The sequence below is a fragment of the Legionella pelazae genome (assembly GCF_052527395.1).
Genome location: NZ_JBNVZS010000006.1, coordinates 17,429 through 39,538, shown reverse-complemented (window position 1 = coordinate 39,538; position 22,110 = coordinate 17,429). Strand labels below are relative to the sequence as shown.

The following is a 22,110-nucleotide window of genomic DNA, read 5'->3' as shown; positions in this document are numbered from 1 at the left end:
AAACTTGGGATCAGGCCCTAAGGTTCTAGTCCTAAACTTCTGCACCTACCTCCCGCGGCTTGTCCGCGAGATCCAGCGACATAGTGAGATTCTAGATTCCGCGAACAAGTCGCGGAACGTAGGTAGGATTAAAATAGTCCTCTTATATTAAACTGTCATAAATTAATAACCTTTATAACTTTTCCTTGACATTATGAGCGTGATGTTTAGCATGGATTAGGATTTTTCATTCCTATTACTCTCTCTTTCAAGAGTATTCTAATTACGGAGAACTATATGGCAAAAGTACTTTGCGTCCTTTATGAAGATCCTGTTAATGGCTACCCTACAACTTACCCGCGTGATGATTTGCCGTTTATAACGCACTATCCGGATGGCACTTTAGTGCCTAATCCAAGTCATATTGATTTTAAGCCAGGCACACTTTTAGGCAGTGTTTCGGGCGAATTGGGATTGCGTCAATTTCTTGAAGAGCAAGGTCATACTCTAATTGTCACTAGCGATAAGGAAGGACCTAATTCTGCTTTTGAAAAAGAACTACCCGATGCTGATATTGTTATTTCACAACCTTTTTGGCCTGCTTATCTAAACGCAAAGCGGCTAGAAAAAGCCAAGAATCTTAAGCTAGTTATTACTGCGGGAATTGGGTCTGATCATATTGATCTACAAACCGCAATGGCTAAAGGCATAACAGTTACTGAAGTAACTTATTCAAATAGTATCAGTGTGGCTGAACATGTTGTTATGGTTATTCTAACGCTAGTTCGAAATTATATTCCCTCTTATCAGTGGGCCGTCAATGGTGGGTGGAATATTGCTGATTGTGTAACTCGTTCTTATGATCTTGAAGGCATGGTTGTTGGCTCGGTTGGCGCTGGACGTATTGGACTCGCAGTCATGAAACGACTTAAAGGATTTGATGTTAAAATGCATTATACCGATAAACATCGCTTACCGCTTGAAAAAGAACGTGAGTTAGGCCTTGTCTATCATGCTGATCTACAAACGATGCTACCACTTTGTGATGTGGTTACTATCAATATTCCGCTACATGCTGAAACAGAACATTTATTTAATGAAACCTTGATTCAGAAGATGAAGCGTGGCGTTTATTTAATTAATACAGCGCGTGGTAAAATTTGTGATGCGACAGCTATTGAACAAGCAGTTAGCAAGGGGCACATTGCAGGCTATGCTGGTGATGTTTGGTTTCCACAGCCGGCTCCTTTTAATCACCCATGGCGTACTATGCCAAACCATGGCATGACACCGCATATCTCAGGGACTTCTTTGTCAGCACAAACCCGTTATGCAGCAGGAACTCGAGAAATATTAGAATGCTGGTTTGCTGGCCGACCTATTCGTAATGACTATTTAGTGGTTAATGGAGGAAAGCTAGCTGGCATTGGAGCACACTCTTATACAACAGGTAAAGTCACAGTTGGCGTTGAGTGAAACTTATCTCGGCAATGCCGAGATAAAAGTATAAACCAGCTTAGACGATATAATATGCACCAATAGCCATTGTCCGATTATGGGGAACATCATAAAAATCGATATTCAAATTCGCTGAATAATTACGCATTAGAAATTCAAAAAGCTTCTCTTGAAAGTGAAACATCAACGAACGTTTCTTTTTAGAAGCGAAAATATTTGGGACTTCAACTATAAATGTAGCAATATCAACATTTATTAAAAAGGGTAAAGCTCGTCTAATGTTAGCATGATTCAGTGCTGCTGGAATTGATATAGTATCCATAAACCCATAGTGTAAAATTAATTTACAAACTTTTTCGTTAAGGCAATCAACCTCATAGCGCCTACTGTAATGCACATAAGGGATATTTTCTACAGTATAACTTACGATGAGCACATGCTCAGGCATTGCCCGACTAAGTTTCAAGAAATGCAGGAAACTTCCACCGCTCTTGTCATAAATATCAGTAATAAAAATAGAAGTAACCCCGGTTAATTGATGTAAGGTTTTGTAATTTAGTTGCTTAAGTATCTTAGATAAATCTTCTTTCTTAAGATAAAAGTTATTCCTTAAATACTCTAAACCATTACTCCAAGTATACATAATAAAGCCTACTACTAAAGCAAATGAGACTGGAACCCAGCCACCTGTTAAGAATTTATGTAAATTAGCGCCTAAATAAGCTAAATCAATAAAAACAAAGATACTAAAAATGGAAAGAACTTTAACCCAAGACCAATTCCAAATATGCAAAGCTGTATAAGCAACCATTAAGCTAATTAGCAACATATCTAAGTTAACAGCAATACCATAAGCATGTGCTAAATTACTTGAGCTTCTAAAAGTTAATAACAGAAAAAATGTACCTACGGCTAAGATAAAGTTAATTTGAGGCACATAAATTTGCCCTTGATATTCCTTAGAGGTATGAATAATCGAAATGCGTGGGCAAAAGCCAAGCAGCACCGCTTGCTTAGCAAGTGAAAAAGTTGCCGTAATAACAGCTTGTGAAGCAATGATTGTTGCAAGAGTTGCAATAACTAAAAGCGGTATTCCAAACCAGGTAGGAGCAATCATAAAAAATGGATTACTAATGGCATCAGGATTAATCAATAAATTAGCCCCTTGGCCAAAATAATTTAAAATTAGGCTAGGAAAAACTACACTAAACCAACTTATACGAATTGAGTTTTTACCAAAATGGCCAATATCAGCATAGAGAGCCTCTCCTCCCGTCACAACTAGAAAAACACCCCCTAGTAAAAAATAACCTTGCCAACCTGAGCTCATTAAAAAATGACAAGCATAATAAGGATTGACTGCACGCAAAACACTAGGGTTTTTAATTATTTGCACTGTACCTAAGACAGCAATGGTAATAAACCAGATAAAAATAATAGGGCCAAATATTGCACCTATCTTACCTGTGCCTTTTTCCTGAACCATAAATAGTACAAAAAGAATAGAAAGTGAAATAGGCAAGATGTACTCATCAAGCTCAGGTGCGAATGTCTTTAAACCCTCAACCGCAGAAGTAACAGAAATAGCGGGCGTTAACATACCGTCACCTAAAAGTAAGCCAGCGCCAAAAATTGCTAATAGATAAAAAAACTTTTCATGTTTAGTATTTTTTTGTTTTAAGAGGGCAAGTAAAGCCAGTATTCCCCCTTCACCATTATTATCCGCCCGGAAAACAACTGTTAAATACTTGATTGAAATAATGATAACAAGTGACCAAAAGATTAAGGATAAGATTCCTAAAACATCAACCACGTTGACAGGCAAGCCACCTATCGATTCACGCAGTGCGTATAAAGGGCTTGTACCTATATCGCCATAGACAACGCCTAGTGCGGCAATGGTTGAGCCTAAAGTAACATCCTTTTTTTTATCCGTATTCTTCATATTTAATTGGTTATACGTTCCGTAATACAGCAATAGTTAAGAAACTAAAATGAATATAATAGAGTATTACTTAATTATGGTGTTTATTAAAGAGATCTTATCTATTATTTCGGCTTAAATAATAATTGCTTAAATAATAGGTATAATTATACTTAACCAACTTAATTAATAGTGACAATAAAATTAGTGAAGCTTTTTCAACATCCTTATTTCATAATTTAGCTTGCCTTATTATTTAAGGCTGATATGAAACTGGCTTTCTTCTTTTAATTGTTTATCTCTATGAGTAGACCTTTCAAAAAACCTCTGCTCTGAGGTAGTCTCTTTTAATTGATGCTTCACCGCTTTTTTTTGTGTTGTTAGCGAATTAATGAGTGGTGTTGAGTCAGTATTAATCTGGTTTGAATTATAAGAGCCTGTACCTGCCATAATGCCACCATCAATCGTATAATACGCGCCTGTAATAAATAGGGAATCATTAGAAGCTAGGAAAACAGCAAGTTTTGCCACCTCGCTTGCTTGTCCCATCCTTTTTAGAGGAATTGTACGCGTATAGTTTTGAATACGCTGCATTCGTGACTCATCATGACCAAATTCTGAATCCCATAGATCAGTTAGTATTGCAGCAGGTAAAATGGTGTTACAGCGGATTGGATAGCCATTTTCTGCACAATATATTGCTACAGTTCGTGTAAAATTTAAAATTGCTGCTTTGCTTGATGAATAAGCAGCATTAGAAGGAATACCAACCAAACCTGAACGAGAGCCCATATTAATAATTGATGCATGTTCGCTCCTTTTTAATAAAGGCATCATCATTTTACAACCAAGGAAAGTTCCATCTAAATTAACAGCATGGACAGCACGCCAATCTTCTAAGGTACAATGCTCTGGATCTTGAGGCCGATTAGCATTAACAGGCCCATCAATACCTGCGTTATTCACTAAAATATCTAGACGCTTGTAATTGCTTTCAATATATTGGGCAATATCTTTCCAGTCGCTTTCCGAGCAGACGTCTAAATTTAGATAATCGTTAATTCCCTCTGATTGAGCAATTTCTTTACCCTTCTCTTTAGATGTTCTCCCAGTCATAATAACTGTCGCACCTTTTGCAGTAAATAATTTTGCAATTTCTAAGCCGATAGATCTGGTACTTCCTGTAATAAGAGCTACTTTATTTTTTAATTTACCCAACTTAGCTTACTCCTGTCTACACTCCCTTTGGTATAAACTCGATAATACCTCAAAAAGAAACAAAAACAGAATTATCTTTTAAGCAAGATCTATATTTTTAAATCAAGCGACCTCTTCTTCCATATAGTTAGCTTCGACAACGAGAGGAGATATAGATAGGGGTTCTTGTTCTATAATCATATCCTCTTTAATAGCGACTGCAGAAGATGACATAATTAAAAGAACTAGTGCTGTAATAGCTGATAGAGCAGCTACAAAAGTAGATAGAACAACGACAGGAGATACTAAAGCAGACATGGGTAAAAAGACAATACAAATCACAGCAAGCATGCCAAAAAAGGCGCCTACTGCTAGCGAAAGCTCTGCTTTCCATAATAACCGTATACTTAATGGACGCTCTTTATTAATGCTAACCTTGATCTGAGGCGTTGATGAATTTAAAGTAGGCTTGTCAATAGTGGGTAACTGATTAAACCTTTTTCTGACTGAGCCAGACATTTTATTTCCCATTTTTTTATCAATAATGGTATTATAAAAAATTATCATTAAGGCAATATTAAAATTCTTAATTTTTTACTTTTTTTACAAAAAATTACCAATTTGACCTTTTTAAAACCTAAAAATATGTCCTCTACTCATTAATTTCTTAAGTCCTTAAAGGATTTGTTAATACTATGAGAATTAAGGAAGGAACTTTATTGCTACTGCATTGAAAATGCTATATTAGGCTTCTTTGGAAACTCTACTGCAATGGCCAATTTGCAGGCCGCGGCAGTGCTCGAATCCTCATGTACTCTATGTACACTCCGGTTCTGTCTGTGCGCTGGCGCAACCTGCAACTCAACTTGACTCCTTCCAGCGAGTTTCGAAAGAAGTCTATTAAAATACTTAGAATTCTTGCCTAACAAGTATATCCTGAAAATTTGACATATATTCCTCAATCCATTGTTTATTAATTAGTGGCTCTACATAACAGCAAGCGAATGATACTTCTGTCTGAAAATTAAAAATTTCTAGCACCATAGCGGCAAATCCAGAAACGATGTTTACACCTATAGTTAGATCCGCCAAAGTTAATGAGCCATACTGCATTGCTAATGGTATTTTAGATAGATAGGATAAAGTAAAATCGTATAGAAAATGATCTGATTTCTCTAAAAATTTCATATTATAGTTCTTTTTTGCCTGGTTTAAATTAAATGTTCCCGGAAAAGCAGCTAATTCGGGTAAGCGATTTTTAAGATTTAAATGATAATCTCTTGCTAAATTCCAGATATTAGTATTTCTAGTAATACGATGCTTAGTAGCAATATAATTCACGAAATAACCAAAATTCTGCGGGTCTATAGTTGGAACACAAAAATCTCGAGTATTAACCCATGTACATAAGGTTGCATTATAAGGATATCCATCTAAGTTACATTTAGTTATTAATGCAGCTGCATTAAACAAAGAGTTTAATGAAACTTTATTTTTTTTACACACTTTTTCTAAATGATTTATTAAATCTATAGAAATTTTTTTAATAATTAATTTAGGTATTCGCTGCTGAAATGAAACTGGTGTATCAAATTGCCAACCTTTTCTATTAGTGGCTTGATATCGTGTTACTTGCCTTAAGTAATTATTCCAGTTAATTTTTTTTGGAAGAAAATTTTCCTGTGGTTTCAATAATTCTAATGCTTTAAATTCAGGCTCTAGCCCCTGCTCTAGCTTGTCATAATAAGTTAGTAGTTCATGAATAAAGGCGAAAATAGCAGTACCGTCACAAATGGCATGGTGAAAGGATAGTATTAAGTGACAATCTTCTTTAGCTTTTAATAAAGTAACACGCCATAGGCATTGCTCTGCTGGAAAGGGAGTTTTCATTTCTCTTTCAATAATTTCAAGTGGCTGATTTGCTCTTGTTTGCTGTAGAATAAGAATAGGAACTTGCAGAAAATCTAATTCTAACTTGAAACAATAATATCCATCCGCCCGGGATCTTATTATAGCGCGTAATAATGGATGGCGCTGAAAACCTAGATTTAAGGCTTGCTTTAGTAAGTTAGCTTGTATGCTTCCTCTTAATTTTAAAGACACCACAACTAGATCATTTCCAGCAAATAAATCATGCATGAGAACTTTAATTGTTTCCCAATAACCTAATTTTCTTTCCATCATTTACACGCCTATATACACTGAAAAGCCTGTCACAATAGAAGCAAGTTTATAAATGGATGGCATTGCATTGCTCAGTAAATTTTTCAATAAAGGTACTTAAATTATAGTCTCTTATTTTAGCGCCTCAGTATTTACACTTAGATTAACTTACTTGCTCTACTTCAAGTTCTTGTAAAGCATTCGTTTTATCAAAGTGAATTAAGCAGTCAAATTGATAAGGTAGACGAGTAAAAAAGTAATGACTAAAACGCTCTGTTTCTGGTCTATAAATCACGCCAATAGCACGTTGTAAGCGAGGAATTTTCAAAAAGTGCTTTAACTGCTCGTTCCCTGGTAAATATAAAATAAAATCCTTATAATTTAATTGGTGAAATAATTCTTCATAGCTACCTGCAAGTCCCGGCACTATTTTTTTACATTCTGCAGGTTTATCCCAATCTGAAGCTGCAGTAACAAATCCTTCATAGGTAGAAAAGCCTAATAAATAAGTACTTAAATCATATTGTTCCTTCATTAATTGACCTATATTAATTTCATCGTGCTCATTTCGCTCAGTAGCACGTGCATCACCAACGTGCGAATTATGTGCCCATATAACTATTTTTGCGGGTTTTTGAAATCGGCGCTCTAAATAGTCAGCTAAAACATTTACCGTTTCTGCCATATGCTGATCACGAATATTCCATGATGATGCGTAGCCTTCAAACATGGAGCGATAATAATTTTCAGCATCTTTTACAATGCGAGCATTTTGAGTTGCAAAAAAATAATCCTCTTCAAGATTAACGCCATCTTGACGTAAATAGTCAAACGCGTTTTGCTGTAAATCAACTAAAACAGCTAAGGCTTCTTTTATACATTTCTTTTTAATACCTAAATTAGCCAAATAACCATAGGATTGCGCGTCCAGACGCTGATAATCAAAGCAACCATAACGCTCAATAGCTTGCTTGGCAGCTTTAGGATCGACTTTCATTAAATAATTAATTACAGCCGTGATTGATGCATTCAAACTATATAAATCAAGTCCATAGAATCCAATTTTCCTATTTGCTGCTAATTTATCGTTATACATACGCAGCCATTTAATAAAAGGAGGCATTGTGGTATTTCGCCACATCCAAGTAGGGAAACGCTGAAAACGGCTTAACGACTTCTCATTGTCCTTAATCTCCCCTTTGCCCTGAATATAGCGATGGATGCCATAAGCATCAGGCCAATCACCCTCAATGGCAACTGCCATAAATCCTTTTTCTTCGATTAAACGCTTAGTAATTTCTATACGAGCCTGATAGAATTCTTCAGTGCCATGGGTTGCTTCCCCTAATAAAACAAAACGTCTATTACCAATTCTTTCAATTAGCTCAGAATAATCTTGTTTATTACCTGACAATGGCTTTATTACTTCATTTAATGCTTGAATAACTTTGTGATAAGCATCCATGTCTCCTCCAGTAATGCTTAAGTAGATAGATGAGTAATAAACCAACTTTTTGCGAGCTCAGCGACTTGTGGTAAAGCGCCTTTTTCTTCAAATAAATGGGTTGCACCAGGCACAATTTCTAATTGTTTAGTGCAAGTTAAGTGCTCCAGGGCCAATTGATTTAAATCAATAACTACTTTGTCTTTACCGCCTACAATAAGTAAGGTCGGCGCTTTTACTTCTGATAAAAAATCACCTGCTAAATCTGGCCGCCCACCCCGAGAAACAACAGCCTTAATAAGGTTTTGCTCTTTTGCTGCTGCAACAAGCGCTGCAGCACCCCCCGTACTTGCACCAAAATAACCTAAATTTAAGCTAGGGAACTGTTTTATACTCCAGCGGGTAACTTCAATTAAGCGTTTTACTAAAAAAGAAATATTAAATCGCAACTCTCGGGTAATATTATCAATTTTTTCCTCATGAGGTGTTAATAAATCAAATAATAACGTAGCTAAATTAGCTTGGTTTAAAAAGCTTGCAACAAACTGATTACGAACACTATGCGCACTACTACCACTTCCATGGACAAATAAAACAAGTCCTAATGCCTCTTTAGGAACAAATAAAAAGCCGGATAAAGTAGTATTAGCAGTCAGTATTGTAATTTCCTTCGCTTTATCTAGAGAATGAAAACCCATAAGTTACCTCATAAAGCATTTGCTAAATAATTTTCGTTCGCTTTTCTAAGTAATTCTGTTACTTCAGTATCTGTAATTTGTGGGAAGTGGGCGTACCACATTCCAACTGCATAAAAATGAATAGGCTTTAAGGGGCATATGACACGATCGACTAAACCTGTCATTTCTTTAAACGTTGATAAGGCTGCAACAGGAACGGCAACTAATATATTAGCCGGCTTTCTATTTTTTAAAGCTTTAATTGCTGCTCGCATTGTAGAGCCTGTAGCAATACCATCATCAACCAAAATAATAGTCTTATTATAAAAGCTAGGAAATGCTCGATTGTCGCGGTAAAGTACTTCACGCCGTTTTAGTTCTTTTTCTTCTTTAATGAGAGTCTTATCGATATCATCTTGCGATATTTCTAATGATTCTATTACTTCTTGGTTAAAAAACTTACAGCCACCAGAGGCGATAGCGCCCATTGCTAATTCTTTGTGCCAAGGCACGCCTAGCTTTCTAACTAGAAAAACATCTAGGGGCAAATTTAAAGCACTTGCTATTTCGTACGCAACTGGAACGCCACCTCGAGGAAGTGCTAATACTATAGTATTAGCTTTATTGGCATATTCCTTTAAATGCTTAGCAAGAACTTTACCGGCAGCTTGTCGGTCTTGATATTTATCCATAGATATTCCTTGCTTTTTTATTAATAGTATAGCGCTTGGAGTAGATTTTTAATGAAAGAATGAATAAATTTTTAACAAAATTTAAGAGGCTCCTAAATAGGGCTTTGATTTATAATATATTTATTGTCTGAAACAAGGATTTAATTATTTATAGCGCCACCTACTAAGCTTTATACTTCGTTGTAAGCTTGCTCGGCTCAGTCATGTACTTAGTTTTACACGCCTTCGCCTCGCTCACTTGCGCCTTGTCTAAAGCTTAGTAGGCGACGCTACATATTTTAATATTCAGCCATTAAACATATTCCACACAACGTTATCCACAGTTTTTGTGGATAACGTAGAACTTTTTATTTTGACTAATTAGGTTAAAAAACAGCCCTAGGATTTAATAGAGCTCTAATTTTATTTACATAACAGAGGCTACTGGTGCATGGGTTTCACTAGGCTCACTTAAACGATGCCTTACATTTACTAACTGCCGATGTAATTCACCTTTAAATAAATCAAACCCGCCCCAAGCTTCAGCATTAATGACAGCTTGGTCATTCAAATCAATAAAAACCTGTAACGAAGTTAAAGCCAGATTACGAGTATCATCATCTAGTTGATTATTATCTTGCTCGGAAATAGCAAATTTTAAAGCTTTTTTTAAGTCTTCAATAAGTTTTTTTTCGTTATATTCGGCTGAATTTACAAATGGTCCATCTAATTTTTGCATTTCATTTATTTTGGTTAAAACCAAGATATAAGCTGCAAGCAAAGCATATTGGCAGTAAACAGTAATTCTTTCAGATATATCAGCTTCCAACTCCTTCGCTCCGTTATCGTCAACCGCGACTAAATTAGCCTCTATCAATGTAATATGATAACTCTCAGGCAGAAATTGATTAAATATATTATATAAATCATTTTCAGCTTTAAGGGTTTTTAAATAGTTTAAGAGCCTTGCCTTATCTACCGGATAGTTAATCTTTGCTTTTTGGCCAATTAAAAATGTTTTTAACTTATTAGCAAGTTGCGTTAATTTTTGAGGATAAGAATCGAGCATTTTAAGTGTAGACTGGATAAATAAAATATATTGTAGCTGTTTAATCATTGGCTGCGCTTTTATTTGTTCTCTTACAATCATTTTTTCTAAGTTAGAAAAAAAATCTGGATCATTATTAATGTAGCTGTAACTCGTGTAATTATCATCTTTTAATAGATACTCCCGGTAATCACTACAACAACTTGCCCAAGTTAAGGGATCCATATTGTTATCATCAGACAAACCTAATATGTCGTGAAGAGCCATATTCAATGCACTATTTTCCTGCGCTTCACCAAAAAAACCAAACAGCATTTTATAAGAGTTAGTAATACGTGAATAACGATATAAGCCAGAACCTATCAAAATAGACTTCGCCCTTTCAAGAATTTCTTCTTTATTACGAGCTATTTGCTCATTTGGCATATTACTAGCTAATTGAGTTATACAACCAATTTGCTCAAGCCTAATTTTATCAGGTGCGCATTTTATCCATCGCTTTTTTTCTTTTTCTTTTAATTTCTTTTTATATAAATCCTCTAACTTTAGAAATTTCTCTCTTAAAAGTGGATAGGCAGGAGAAGTATACCGCTTAGTTAATTGCGCAAACGATTGTTGTAATTTATCAGTTGTATTTTTCAAGAAAGTGTAATCTGGGGCGTCATATGGCATATGCTCTCCTTAAAATAACCTATTAATTCCTATATTCTTCAATAAGCTTGTTATGGTGTAACCCCATGATGAAGTATCATCCTCTTGCGGCTGATAATTGCGCATTTGAATGTTTGCTTGCATATCATTAGGAAAAGCTCGATACAATTCGCCTAGTTCAGGATGAGATCGATTACGATATACCCAATTACAAAAATCATCTAGCGCTTGATAGCTCTCTTCATAGATATCTTTATCTAGTTTTTCTATTGAATCAATCTCTAAATGAGCCCTTAAGGTGTCTAAAAGTGGCTTATTCAGCACTTTTTGTAGTGAATTTTGATAGCGCTCCCAAATATAAAGATAAGCGCCTTGCAGTACTGCTAATTTTTCCTTCTCTAGTACAGTATAATAATTTAGACTTTTAGCTACATTTTGAATTAGAGAAGCATCTTGAAAGAGTTGAGAAGGAAGAAAAGGAAGACAAGAACAAAAAAGACCACCTAATGTACCTAGCTTACCATACGAGTTGCACAGCTTTAGGGGTAAAAACTCCGCTTTCTGCTGCAACTGAGCAAAGGTTAGCATATTAGATTTCCTCCGCAAGTCATTACTTGCACTAGTATAGCGCCACCTACTAAGCTTTATACTTCGTTGCAAGCTTGCTCGGCTCAGTCATGTACTTAGTTGTACACTCCTTCGCCTCGCTCACTTGCGCCTTGTCTAAAACTTAGTGGGCGACGCTATAGAACATGCAAGCATGTAGCCTAAGGTTAAATCTTAAATAGAATTTATTCTTTTACTTTCTTGAACTTTTTGCAGCTACAAAATGCGGAATACTAGACTTATTCAAGAAAGTTTGTAGATCGTTACTCGATCTACCTGTCTATTTATTTATAACAATGTATAACATAATTTGCAAGGAGACGCTAAGTAACTATAAATCTAACCTCCTAATTAGAGTGTGTTAATAATTACACGTAGGAATAGAAATCACAGCACGTAAGCCTAGGAATTGCAGTACCGTAGACGCAGCAGATAAATTGTTAACGTGCTCTAAATATTATCTAAACAGAAAATTTTTCTTCCATAGTAAATCGGCTAGCAATATTGGTAATTAATTGTTGATGAATGTTATCAAAACCACGATTACTCATCACAACGACAGCATCACCTGGCGCAACACATTGCACAACAGCATCAATAATGGCCTGCGTATTAGGTAAAATTTTGAAAGTACAAGTCCAATCTTTAGCTAAACTTGATAAATCAAACTGCTCTGGGCTTAATATAAATGCATTATCCACCTGCGCTAATGCTTTAGCCATACTTTCTGCATGGACGCCTGAACGCATAGTATATGAAGCAAATTCTAAAACCACAAAAATACGTTTATGACGCTTACTTTGGCGTAAAGCTTGAATCGTTTTAGAAATAGCTGTCGGATGGTGTGCAAAATCATCATAAACAGTAACATCATACTGATTAGCTCTGACCTCAAGTCGTCTTTTGACCGGTTTAAATGAAGCAAGTGCACGAGCCGCCACTTCTGGCTTTACACCAGCATGATAGCTTGCAGCCACTGCTGTCAAACCATTTTCCACATTGAATCGACCAATTAAAGGCCAAGTGATTTGTGCTATTTCTTCTTGCTTATACAGGACTCGGAATGCAGAGCCACTTTCATCTAATATTTCAGCACGCCAATTTGCTTTTCCATCTAGAGCGGTGTCTTCTAAATTTGAAAACACTCCATGTGCAATGACAGTATTTAGAGCTGCATCATCTCTCGGTTTGATAATTATACCTTTGCTAGGAATTGTTTTTAAATAATAATGAAATTGCTGCTGTATTGCTTCTAAGTTTGCATAGATATCAGCGTGATCAAATTCTAAATTATTAAGGATGGCAATTTCAGGCCGGTAGTGCATAAGCTTTGGCCGCTTATCAAAGTAAGCACTATCATATTCATCCGCCTCAATAACAAACCATTCACCTTGGCCTAAATTAGCACTCGTATTAAAGTTAGGTGCAACGCCTCCAATTAAGAAACCAGGATTTAAGCCCGCTTGATCTAAAATATAAGCTAACATAGATGTAGTTGTTGTTTTACCATGCGTTCCTGCAACTGCTAAAACACGAAAACGAGGTAAAATATTTTCTGCAAGCCATTGTGGCCCAGAGGTATAATTTTTACCCGCATTTAATACAGCTTCTAATACAGGCATGCCTCTTTTAATAGCATTACCAACAATAACAACATCAGCTTTTAAAGCTTCGGTAGAGTCTTCATATCCTTCAGACCATGGAATTCCTTTTGCTTCTAATAAATCACTTACAGGCGGATAACAGTTAGCGTCACACCCTGTTACTTGATGACCAGCATCACGTGCTAGTAAAGCCAACGCGCTCATAAATGTGCCGCTAATTCCTAAAATATGTAAATGCATTTTTCTCATCGCCAAATTGAAACAGTTAAAATATTCGTTGCCAACAAACCAAAACTAACTAACATTGCAGCAAAAAAACTTAATTCTAAAGCACAACGATAAATATGTGCTATAGCTAGAAACTGCCAAATACTTAATACTAACGTGCTAATTATATAAATAAATGTAAATAATAACATATTGGTTTGCTTGATATCAGCTTGCAAAAAATAAGAAGTCGTAAGTAAAAGAGGAAAAGCCAAGCAATGGATAATTAAGTTACTCATTAATAAGGATATTACTGTTTGTACAAATCGATTGCCCTTTTTGTATAAGTAAAGAATTATTTTTGTATAAATACCAAAAGACAGCAAAAGAGCAATTCCGGTAAAGATAGAATTTGTGAGACTGTAAGTGCCTTTTACATCCGCAATAGTCCATTGAATAAGTAAAATAATTAGATAAATTAAGCTAACCAAACCTAACAAAAGGAAAGAATAAGGTGTGTTCGCTGGCGTTTCTTTAAAAATGGCAACTTGCCAATAACGCTTTAAAAGCATACCCCACATAGAATTATCCTATTTTATTAGCGCATTAAATTTAACAATTAATACCAACACTTAAAAAGTCAATTTAATTCATCCTATACTCATTCTTAACTTAGAAATCTGTTATACGCTAAGTTTACTTTTTTAATAATACTCATCTGCTCTACAACAGGTGATTTCCATGATCCGGAAATTTTATAAGTATAGCCACTTATCTTCTGCATACCATGATTAATAATCTTACTTGCTACCCATGTAGCTATGCCAATAACAGGCCCCCCGGCAATTGTTGCAACAACAGGTAAACTTGCTGTGATATGAGGCACAATTTCTAAATCTAAATTATAGCGCTGATTTATGATATCAAGACTGCCTTTCATGCTTGCATAGGCTACGGGCCCATCGATATGACTTTGCCCGGTAGACATAATGCCCTCATGAATTTCAAATATACCTCTATATTCATCAAAACTATAACCATCTTGCGCTAAATCACTAAAATCTAATTTTAAGCGCCGTGGGATTGTTTGCAGACTTAGAACGCTTAATAGTTTACCAACACCTAATTTTTCCTCTGTTTCCGGACTAAGATTCGTAATACGACCATTTTTAAGGTAAATAGATAAATCACCTTTCAGGTTTTTTAAGGAAAAATCTTGAAAACCACCCGGCCAATGCCCCTTAAAATTTAACTTTCCTTGGCGTGCTTCGACTGCTGGACTCATTTTCAAACGATGCAAGGCTTTCGCTAGATTATTAATCTGCATTAAACCTTGTAAAGTAGTCAGATTGCTTTTTGCTGTTTGATACCAATTCCCTTGTGCTTGTAAGGTATACTCTGGTGTTTTTAAATTAAAAGAGTCGAGATATAAGACATCATCTTTGACTATTGCTTTAATGGCTGCTCTGCCCAAATTTAAGCGATTAAATTGTAATTGTTCAATAATTAAATCTAAGTTTGGAACTTGTTTTATCTTTATAGATGATAACTGGTTCGCTCGAAATGATGAAGTTTTATCAATTTTTAATTTAGAAATAGTACCACTTAGATTGTTATTGTTTAGCTGATAACGTAACTTAGCTGCTATTTGTTGTTGATTTAAGCCTATAGCCCATTCATTATTACTTAACTTTGTAGCCTCTATTTTTAGATTAGGATAATTGTGATTACCTAAGATTGCTTGTTTTAATAAAAGATTAATTGAATTAATAGGAATACTATTAGAGCTTGCGTTATTAAAAGATATCTTTGCCAAGGCATTTTTCCACTGTTCTAGATCAAACTTATCTATTGTACCTATTATTTGTACCCCTGAACGTTCTTGCCAAAGGGCTTGGCCCTGACCTAAGCGAACCTCGCCTCTTTCTAGAAGAAATTTATTATTTAACCAGGAAAACCATAAATCACTATTAAGTTTATTGTCATAGGCAATTCGCAAACGTAACGCTTTTTGTGGATTAAAGTTAACATCAATTGTTAATGGCGCTAAAGCAGAAGCTACTTTTCCCACTGGCGGTGGAAGATTAATTGCCATGCCTGAAAGCGAGGTTTTAATTTGCAAATGATCAAGATCGTTAGGATCATTGGTCAGCGTTAAAATACCTTCTAAGTTTACTTCACCTTCTAATAATGAGAGCCAAGGTAATTTAAACTTTTTTCTTAAAACATCACTCGTTGTAGTCGCTGCAATTTTTATCTCCGTATAGGGATTAGGATAGCGAACCGATTGAATTGCCAAATTAATAGGATAATTCATAATCACTGCATTAAGACTGCTATTTAAAATACCCTTCTCATCAAATTGTAAGGAGCCTACTAGATTATCCAGTCTAATGTTATTAATAATATGATTGACAGCCACATGGTTTTTATTAAAAACCAAATTGCCTAGTACTAGAACATGATCATGTTCAGGTGAGATGTAAAAAGGAATTTCTAATTGCAAATCTAAGGCTACATCGCCTGCCATCTGTAAAATTTTCAGAGCTGATAATTTTTTCTTTAAAGGAGATGAACGAACATAGGCTAACGCCTTATCAGCTGCGGTATTAATCGTCGTCCTTACTAATAATGCTTCTTTATTTAAACCAATATTTGGAATTTGTAAGTTAACATCTTTAATAATGATATTGTTTGTCTTGGCGTGTTTAATATTAGTCTCTAGTAAACGTTTATTTATATTTAAATAACCCTGAATATCGCTTAACAAAGGCCAATGTGGTGCAAAACGTAAATCCACCCCGTCTAGATAGCTTTTGATTGTAAACTCACCCGGCTTCCCATCAAAAGGGAAATCAGAAGCTAAACCATGAATAGAAATTTGGGCAATCATTTGTTTAATCTGTTTAATATCCTGCTTAAGCCAACGATCTAATTTGTGTTTCATATATTTTGCAGGCAGGTATTTTAGCCATTGCTCCGCATTATTAGCCATAACTTGAGCATTTAAATCAACCTGTCCCGTTGACTGACTAGTAATATTACTTATATTTCCTTGTGCATTAACTTTTAAATCTGGCTTTGTTAATATGAAATGCTCTAAATTAATCTGCAAACCTTTTTCTAGCGCTTCCCAATTAAGAGAACTATTTAATTGACTAAGTTTAATTGAGGGCTTAGAAAGAAAATTTAAAGTTAACTGATGACTATCAAACTTTAAGCTACCCTTGCTCGGTGTCCAATACAAATAGCCTGCTAAGTTTTGTACGCCCGGTATTGCTTTCTGTGCTAACCAACCTAGATGATTAAATTTAGTTAATAACAGTAAAGGATCATGATTTTTTAATGTTATACGTGTATCTTGTAAGAAACCTTGTGGCATAACAGCGAGAATGGGGCTAAATTGATTAGGCCAACTAGGAACTATGGGTAATAGGGATTCTAAAATAAGATTTTTAATATAGACATCAAAGGTCTGATCGCTTCGCTTATAACCGATTAAGAATTCATTATCAGGCCACTTCACATCCCCTAATTGCATTTTTATATTATTGCCAGCAAGCTGCCAGCCAGATTTTGTAGGATTCCAAGCTAGATTAGCCGTAAAATAAGGAAGATTTTGTTCAACTCGCGTTTGTTTATCCTGCCAATCCAATTTCTTTAGTTCAAACTTACTTTGAATTTGTTTTAAATGACCTGCTTGCCAATCGAGCCATAATAAAAGATTTGCTTTCCCATTTTGTAACTGCATTCTTGATGGCGGTAAAAATGCATCCCATTGCGTAAGTTGTAAGTGTTTTACAGCAAAAAAAGCCTGCCCTTGTGCTTTATCTAATCTATAAGGATCTAGCTGCATTTTCGCTAGTAATTCAAAAGAAGTAAGGGGCTTTTGGGCAAGGTAGGCATTGCCTTTAACGGCATATTGACCTGATTGATTAGTAATTGTTAAGTTAAACTGCCTTAAGGGTATAAGAGTTTTATCGTGTAAATAAACTTGTAGGTTAAGATTTTTAATAATAATTTTCTTTTGCTCAAAAATCCACGCTAAAATAGGTGCATGAGCGACATTACTAAGCACTGTATTATTTTTATTAATGTTGGTTAAACCTTCTACTTGCCATTGATCGTTTAACTGACGCAAAGTTAAATTGAGATCTTCAACATACAAAATTCCTGGCTGGAGTTGCCAATGCCAAAGTGATTCAAAAAGATTAATACCAACTAATAATTTTTTTAAATGAATGACGCTATGCGCACTCCGAATATTAATATTTTTTAATTTAATGACAGGTTCAAACCAAAACCAGCCTGTTTCCATTCGTTGAATCGTAACAGGTTCACCTAAAAGTGTGGTTAGACGCTGCTCAAGCTGAGGTTTATACTGTTTAGCCCAAGGCGTTAAAGCACGAAAAATACTTGACATTAGAGCTACAGCAATAATACAAACTGCAAAAATTATCCAGCAACGCTTGAAAAATTTAAATAAAAACGATTTTAGACTTGAAAACATAGTAAAATAAATTATAAAGAAATATAGCCTAAGCAATCCTATTGCTTAGACTATTTTATTAAAATAAGGCTCTTGTTAAACAACATACCCTTCTTCCCGCATTTTTGCTAACTTATAGCGCAGAGTACGCTCACTGACTCCTAAAATGGCAGCAGCCTGCTGGCGATTACCGTCGTGCGCTTTTAAAGTCTCGGCAATGATCTCAAACTCATGCTCTTGTAAATTTTTCATCTTAATACCATCAAATGACGTAGGCCTAACTGTTCCTAACGTAGACAACTGCAAGTGAGTAGGATTTATTATACCATTCGTTTGTAACACTAAGGCTCGCTGTATTACATTATCTAATTCTCTGGCATTTCCCGGCCAAGAATAATCTAAAAACAATTGAATAGCCTCTTCACTTAATAAAGGAACTTTTAATGATTTTCCTTTACAGTGACGACGGATTAGATAATTCGCCAAAGGTATAATATCATAAATTCGCTCTCTTAGGGGTAACCAATGTAGTGGAAAAATATTTAAACGGTAATATAAATCTTCTCGAAAGCGTCCTAATCTTACTTCTTCTAATAGTTGTCTATTACTGGTAGCCAGTACTCGAACATCTAAATCAATGAGCTTGTTTGCGCCAATACGTTCGACTTCTTTTTCTTGAATGACCCGCAACAGTTTAGCCTGCAGACTTAAACTCATCTCACTGACTTCATCTAATAAAATTGTACCACCTTGTGCTTGCTCAAACTTACCTGGTGTTGATTTATAAGCACCTGTAAAAGCGCCCTTTTCATAACCAAATAAAGTTGCTTCAAGCATTTGCTCAGGAATAGCAGCGCAATTAATAGCAATAAAAGGCTGCTGTCTGCGAGCAGAATGATCATGAATAAAATGAGCAAGTACCTCTTTACCTGTCCCACTTTCACCTGTAATCATCACGCCTACATCAGATTGAGCAACTCGCAGTGCCATAGAAAGTAATGCTTGGCTTTTAGGATCTTTGGCAATAGGCTCTTTATCGTCATCAAAAGAGGTAGCACCAATATAGAGGTTAATTTTCTCGGTAAGTTTATGTGCGCTAAATGGTTTCTCTAGATAGTCAACTGCGCCCTGTTGCATTGCTTTTACAGCATCCTCAACTGATCCATAAGCTGTCATTAAAATAACAGGCATGCCTGGTGAGCGACGCTGAATTTCGTTAAGTAATTGTTGACCATCGAGTTTATCCATGCGTATATCTGTGAGCACAACAGCAGGGCTATATTGTTCTAGCATGGCTAACGCTTCTTTACCATCTTTAGCGGCCAAATAAGAATGTCCTGCTAAATTCATTGTTTCAGCAAGTGCTTCACGTAATACAGGATCATCTTCTACAATTAATACGCCATTCATCATTGGAATTCCTTTTACTAATGTTGTTGGCAAATAGCTCATTAGCGAGCTATTGAGAAAGACTTATTTGTATACAACATCCCTGTCCTGGAGAGGATTCAAGTCTAATATCTCCATGATGGGCCTTAACTACCGCTTTTACTACCGCTAATCCTAAGCCTGTACCTTCTGCTTTTGTTGTGAAGAAAGGAGCAAATGCCTGTGCTTTTACTGATTCTGTCATCCCACAGCCATTATCTTTAATACTGATTTCTAAATTATTTTTAATATAACTTAGTGTAAGTTCAATACAACTTGCACCAGCTTGTATTGCGTTCGTAATAAGATTTAAAATTGCTCCTATTAGAGATTCAGTATGTAAACAATAAGAGCCTGTTCCCAGCTGATTGTCAATAATTAACTTTAAAGTTGGCGGTAGCGCTAAAGAATAAATCCTTTTTTCTAATTCCTTTCCCCATTCAGAAACATTAACATTAGCAAGTTCAATTGCTTCACCACGCGCAAAAGATAATAAGTCTTGAACTTGCTTTTCAATACTAGCATGGCAAGCTTGAATCGACATTATCCATTTAGCCATCCGAGCTTGTGCTATAGCCGAATTTAATAAATGCTCTGTATAAAGTATTGCTGAGGACAAGGGCGTGCGAATTTGATGGGCAAGTTGAGCCGTCATTCTCCCTAGAGCTAAAAAGCGGCTATATTCGGCTTTTTCTTGCTCATATTGTCTCGTAGTTGTTAAATCGGTTAGCGTTACCAATTCACCTGGTAGGCTATTTAGTGAGGAAATAGCCACGCTAATTCGTCGACCGTCAACTAAAGATACCTCATAGCCATCATCTTCTTTAGGAGCAAAAGAGCGCTTAATAACGTCTAACCATATCGCACCTTCTAATTCATCTCCTAGTAAATCTTCTGCCATATGATTAAACCATACAACCACACCTTGTGCATTTATCACCACTAGTCCACAAGGCAAGCGCTGACATATTTCATGGTGTAAGTTATTCATCCTTAATTTATTATTATCCTTTATAATTTACTGTAATTTTGACCTTCACTAGTTTCTATGATCTCTACTTGCTTACGTCCATGACTTGTTCACAAAATCAAAGATCTAACCACATCACTGGATCCCGCGGACAAGCCGTGGAACGTAGGCGTGAAGAAAACCTTATTAGCAGTTTCATTTTTCCCACACGCGGCTACTTAACTTTAAAACTACCCTAAATAAGTTATAGGATATTTAAGCGAAGCGCTAGGTAAGAGAATTTATTTTTTTGATTTATTATTTTTATGTTTATATTCGTTGTCTAGTGATTTTAAAAAAGCCATTTTTTCATTGAGTTTTACTTCTAAGCCTCTATCGACTGGCTTATACCAATTAAGATTAGTAAGACCTTCGGGTAAATAAGTCTCACCAGCTGCATAGCCAAAGGGCTCATCATGTGCATAGCGATAATGGTGACCATATCCTAGCTTATCCATTAAAGCAGTAGGCGCATTACGCAAATGATAAGGAACTTCTCGCGATTTATCTTTTTTTACAAAATCAAGTGCTTGTTTATATGCAATGTAAGCAGCGTTACTTTTTGGTGCTAAAGCAAGATAGATAACAGCTTCGGCTAAAGCAAGCTCACCTTCAGGTGAACCTAATCGTTCATAGGTTAGCGCTGCATCATTTGCTAATTGCATAGCGCGCGGATCTGCAAGTCCAATATCTTCCCAGGCCATTCGTATAATTCGTCTTGCTAAGTAGCGGGCATCAACGCCGCCATCTAGCATGCGAGTTAGCCAATAAAGGGCCGCATCAGGATTTGATCCCCGAACTGATTTATGCAGAGCAGAAATTTGATCATAAAAATTTTCTCCTCCTTTATCAAAACGTCGGCCACTAGGTGCTAAAACATTCTGTAAAAAGGAAAGTGTCACTTCATTAATACCTTCCATTTTTGCAGCTGTATTAATTTGCTCTAAAAGATTAAGAAGTCGACGCGCATCGCCGTCAGCATAGTGAATAACAAAATCTAATGCTTTAGTTTCAAATTTGAGATAAGGAAAAACTTTTTCTTGTGCTCTTTGCACTAATAAACCAAGTTCTTCATTAGTTAGAGGCTTAAGCACATAAACTTGCGCTCTAGAAAGCAATGCAGAATTTACTTCAAAAGAAGGATTCTCCGTGGTTGCTCCTATAAAGGTTAATAAACCTGATTCAGTATAGGGTAATAAGGCATCTTGTTGCGATTTATTAAAACGATGAATTTCATCAATAAAAAGTAGGGTTTGCCGATGCTTGGTTAAATTGATTTGAGCCTGTTCAATCGCTGCTCGAATATCTTTAACTCCTGCTAATACTGCCGAAAGTGCTATCCACTCGCAATCAAAGGCCTGAGCACTTAATCGCGCTAAAGTCGTCTTACCAACGCCTGGAGGTCCCCAGAAAATCATGGAATAGGGCTTACCAGAATCGAAAGCTAAACGTAAAGGCTTACCCGGGCCTAATAAGTGCGCCTGTCCAATGACTTCATTCCAGTGCTTAGGCCTTAATTGCTCCGCTAATGGTATGACTTGTTGATCCATTATTA

The 22,110-nt window shown here is 35.9% G+C and carries 16 protein-coding genes; 1 reads left to right on the top strand and 15 read right to left on the bottom strand.

Features of this window, described 5'->3' with window-relative positions:
• Positions 1 to 276 precede the first annotated feature (276 nt).
• Complete coding sequence (locus ACQUW5_RS07945; RefSeq protein WP_444990702.1) at positions 277 to 1,455, top strand: NAD-dependent formate dehydrogenase; 1,179 nt, start codon at positions 277 to 279, stop codon at positions 1,453 to 1,455.
• 40 nt (positions 1,456 to 1,495) lie between these two features.
• Here the strand turns inward: ACQUW5_RS07945 and ACQUW5_RS07940 are convergent, their stop codons facing one another.
• The 15 genes from ACQUW5_RS07940 to ACQUW5_RS07870 form a co-directional block, all read right to left on the bottom strand.
• On the bottom strand, positions 1,496 to 3,382 hold the full coding sequence (locus ACQUW5_RS07940; protein WP_444990701.1) for a potassium transporter Kup: 1,887 nt from the start codon (positions 3,380 to 3,382) through the stop codon (positions 1,496 to 1,498).
• A 231-nt stretch (positions 3,383 to 3,613) separates the two neighbouring features.
• Positions 3,614 to 4,579 (bottom strand): SDR family NAD(P)-dependent oxidoreductase, encoded by a 966-nt coding sequence (locus ACQUW5_RS07935; RefSeq protein ID WP_444990700.1) that lies wholly within the window; start codon positions 4,577 to 4,579, stop codon positions 3,614 to 3,616.
• Between the two features lie 102 nt (positions 4,580 to 4,681).
• Positions 4,682 to 5,077 carry a hypothetical protein gene (locus ACQUW5_RS07930; RefSeq protein ID WP_444990699.1) on the bottom strand — a complete coding sequence of 132 codons (396 nt, stop codon included), beginning with the start codon at positions 5,075 to 5,077 and terminating at the stop codon, positions 4,682 to 4,684.
• A 390-nt stretch (positions 5,078 to 5,467) separates the two neighbouring features.
• Positions 5,468 to 6,742 (bottom strand): condensation domain-containing protein, encoded by a 1,275-nt coding sequence (locus tag ACQUW5_RS07925; RefSeq protein WP_444990698.1) that lies wholly within the window; start codon positions 6,740 to 6,742, stop codon positions 5,468 to 5,470.
• A 142-nt stretch (positions 6,743 to 6,884) separates the two neighbouring features.
• Positions 6,885 to 8,186, bottom strand: a complete 1,302-nt coding sequence (locus ACQUW5_RS07920; RefSeq protein WP_444990697.1) for an erythromycin esterase family protein — start codon at positions 8,184 to 8,186, stop codon at positions 6,885 to 6,887.
• A gap of 17 nt (positions 8,187 to 8,203) precedes the next feature.
• Complete coding sequence (locus ACQUW5_RS07915; RefSeq protein ID WP_444990696.1) at positions 8,204 to 8,863, bottom strand: dienelactone hydrolase family protein; 660 nt, start codon at positions 8,861 to 8,863, stop codon at positions 8,204 to 8,206.
• Positions 8,864 to 8,871: 8 nt separating this feature from the next.
• Entirely contained in the window at positions 8,872 to 9,534 is a 663-nt protein-coding gene (locus tag ACQUW5_RS07910) for a phosphoribosyltransferase (RefSeq protein WP_444990695.1), read from the bottom strand.
• 406 nt (positions 9,535 to 9,940) lie between these two features.
• Positions 9,941 to 11,233, bottom strand: a complete 1,293-nt coding sequence (locus ACQUW5_RS07905) for a hypothetical protein (RefSeq protein ID WP_444990694.1) — start codon at positions 11,231 to 11,233, stop codon at positions 9,941 to 9,943.
• A gap of 9 nt (positions 11,234 to 11,242) precedes the next feature.
• Positions 11,243 to 11,800 carry a hypothetical protein gene (locus ACQUW5_RS07900; RefSeq protein WP_444990693.1) on the bottom strand — a complete coding sequence of 186 codons (558 nt, stop codon included), beginning with the start codon at positions 11,798 to 11,800 and terminating at the stop codon, positions 11,243 to 11,245.
• A 479-nt stretch (positions 11,801 to 12,279) separates the two neighbouring features.
• Positions 12,280 to 13,662 carry a UDP-N-acetylmuramate:L-alanyl-gamma-D-glutamyl-meso-diaminopimelate ligase gene (gene mpl, locus ACQUW5_RS07895; RefSeq protein ID WP_444990692.1) on the bottom strand — a complete coding sequence of 461 codons (1,383 nt, stop codon included), beginning with the start codon at positions 13,660 to 13,662 and terminating at the stop codon, positions 12,280 to 12,282.
• Between the two features lie 5 nt (positions 13,663 to 13,667).
• Positions 13,668 to 14,210, bottom strand: a complete 543-nt coding sequence (locus ACQUW5_RS07890; RefSeq protein WP_444990691.1) for a hypothetical protein — start codon at positions 14,208 to 14,210, stop codon at positions 13,668 to 13,670.
• Positions 14,211 to 14,296: 86 nt separating this feature from the next.
• Positions 14,297 to 18,139, bottom strand: a complete 3,843-nt coding sequence (locus tag ACQUW5_RS07885; RefSeq protein WP_444990690.1) for a YhdP family protein — start codon at positions 18,137 to 18,139, stop codon at positions 14,297 to 14,299.
• Between the two features lie 75 nt (positions 18,140 to 18,214).
• Positions 18,215 to 19,531: a sigma-54-dependent transcriptional regulator gene (locus tag ACQUW5_RS07880; RefSeq protein ID WP_444990689.1), complete on the bottom strand. Its 1,317-nt coding sequence runs from the start codon at positions 19,529 to 19,531 to the stop codon at positions 18,215 to 18,217.
• A 46-nt stretch (positions 19,532 to 19,577) separates the two neighbouring features.
• Positions 19,578 to 20,537: a sensor histidine kinase gene (locus tag ACQUW5_RS07875; protein WP_444990688.1), complete on the bottom strand. Its 960-nt coding sequence runs from the start codon at positions 20,535 to 20,537 to the stop codon at positions 19,578 to 19,580.
• A 260-nt stretch (positions 20,538 to 20,797) separates the two neighbouring features.
• Positions 20,798 to 22,105, bottom strand: a complete 1,308-nt coding sequence (locus tag ACQUW5_RS07870; RefSeq protein ID WP_444990687.1) for a replication-associated recombination protein A — start codon at positions 22,103 to 22,105, stop codon at positions 20,798 to 20,800.
• Positions 22,106 to 22,110: the final 5 nt, after the last annotated feature.